Annotated in this window: 3 protein-coding genes; all 3 read left to right on the forward strand. The window is 41.6% G+C overall.

The features are described 5' to 3' along the window. Positions 1–1,271: group II intron reverse transcriptase/maturase (ltrA, locus tag VMW01_00420; GenBank protein HUW04699.1), on the forward strand; the 1,271-nt coding region annotated here is incomplete at its 5' end. A 127-nt stretch (positions 1,272–1,398) separates the two neighbouring features. After that, positions 1,399–1,875 (forward strand): hypothetical protein, encoded by a 477-nt coding sequence (locus VMW01_00425; protein ID HUW04700.1) that lies wholly within the window; start codon positions 1,399–1,401, stop codon positions 1,873–1,875. A gap of 168 nt (positions 1,876–2,043) precedes the next feature. After that, positions 2,044–2,235 (forward strand): alpha/beta fold hydrolase (locus VMW01_00430; GenBank protein HUW04701.1); only part of this gene is annotated, 192 nt, incomplete at its 3' end.

Here is a 2,235-nt window from a genome sequence, read left to right on the forward strand (position 1 = left end):
ATTTAACAACTCGCAAGAGGATGAATTTATGGAATGAGACAAAATCAGTACCGATAAGCCGCCCAATGGTATGGGAAGCTTACAAGAAAGTGCGCTCTAACAATGGAAGTGCAGGAGTTGATCAAGTGAGCATGGAAGAATTCGATGCCCAAAGGTCGAAACACCTGTACAAGCTATGGAACAGGATGGCCTCGGGAAGCTATTTTCCACCACCTGTTAAAGAAGTTGAGATTCCGAAGAAAGACGGGAAAGTCCGTAAGCTAGGAATCCCGACCATTAGCGATCGAGTGGCTCAGATGGTGATCAAAGATTATCTAGAACCACGGTTTGAACAACTATTCAGTCCCAATTCCTATGCTTACCGCCCCAATAAGAATGCCCATCAGGCATTGGCAGCGGTGCGCGAAAACTGCTGGGAAACAGATTGGGTAATCGACCTGGACATCAAAGGACTCTTCGACAACATCGACCACCAAAAGCTAATGCTCGCAGTAGGGAAACACGTAAGCGAGAAATGGTGCCTGCTTTACATCCAACGATGGCTTGAAATGCCCGTGCTTACCAAATCAGGAGAGCTGGTTCAGAAGCAAGGCCACGGCACGCCACAAGGAGGGGTAATCAGCCCACTACTAGCCAACTTGTTTCTACACTACGCCATGGATAAGTGGTTGGAGAAAACCCACCCCACGGTAAAATATGTGCGTTATGCCGATGATGTCATAGTGCACTGTAAAAGTAAATCGCAAGCGGACTATGTTTTGCGCAACTTGAACAAACGGATGACAGCGTGTGGGCTGGAGCTGCACCCCGAAAAGACGAAGCTGGTTTACTGTCGCGATTACCGACGACAAGGGAAACACGAAACGGTTAAGTTCGATTTTCTGGGGTACTCTTTTCAGCCACGAAGTGCAAAGTCGAAGACCACCGGAAATATGTTTTTGGGTTACGACTGCGCCATTAGCATCAGTTCAAGGAAGCGCATTGCCGACAAGATGGAAGAGCTGGACATTGTTCACCTGACACACAAAAGCATAGTGGGCGTAGCCCAATACCTCGAACCCTTTATTCGGGGTTGGGTGAACTACTACGGCAAGTTCAGGATCTATGAGCTGAACCCAATCTTTCAGCTGCTCCGCAAGCGCCTGGTTAGGTGGGCACGCCAAAGGTATAAACGGTACAAGACGAGTTTAAACCGAGCTTATCACTGGTTGAAACGGATACGGGAACAATTTCCGAATTTGTTTTACCACTGGCGACTAGGTTTTTCGTAATGTAGTGGTAGATTTGTATAACAAGAGCCGTGTGATGGGAGACTATCAAGCACGGTTCTGTGAGAGGCTTGGGGTGAAATTCCCCTTGCCTACTCGACCCGCCAACGTAAAACGTAAAGCATAGCTTATGAAACTGAAGAAATATTATTTTGTACTTTGTATTGCCTTTTTGACTTATTCCCATTCTTTTTGTCAGAATCAGCATCTTGATATAGGGTTTTTAAAGGGAAACTGGTTCTTTATTGATACAACTTACGAGAATGATTCTGCTATAGTTAAATATCATGAAGTTTTTTTCAATGATTCATTAATGATTGAAGCAATTGCTGATATAGGTGCTGGGCCATTTTACAGTTCCTATCAAATTGACGGTAATAACATTTTGACAAGAAATTCTAGAATGAATGTAACTATTGATAATCCGAATAAAATTGAAATAGAATTTAAATTTGTTTCCGAAGAAGAAGCTAAAAAAGTTATTCTTACACGAATGGAAAAACATGATAAACCCTTGAAAGAGTTTTATAGTATTGATACTTTGAATATTTATGACTTGGAATTAAGAAAAAGAGCACGTGAGTACAAAGCAAAAAGGTTATTTTGAAATTAAGATGAATAGTAGTTCAAAAAAGGTTGATTCCCCATCCAACCATTTACAAATTATATTGTTGATTTGAGTATTATACGGTTTCCGTATATACAGGCAAGTTAAAGGCAATTCTAGACCGCACATCAAGGCACTTGCAAAGTCAAATATTAATATTTTCACAAAATGGCATTAACAAAAATAAACGGTATCGATTTAAACCTAAATGCAAAGGGAAACGGAAAACCATTGCTGCTAATCCACGGTTTAGGTGGTAGCTGTAGGCAATTAGACATCATCATAAATCCTCTTTCTAAACATTTCAAAACAATTACGTTTGACGTTCGAGGACATGGACAAAGCGAAAAACCAACGGAA

Origin of the sequence: Williamwhitmania sp., assembly GCA_035529935.1 — a bacterium.
Taxonomy (GTDB): domain Bacteria; phylum Bacteroidota; class Bacteroidia; order Bacteroidales; family Williamwhitmaniaceae; genus Williamwhitmania.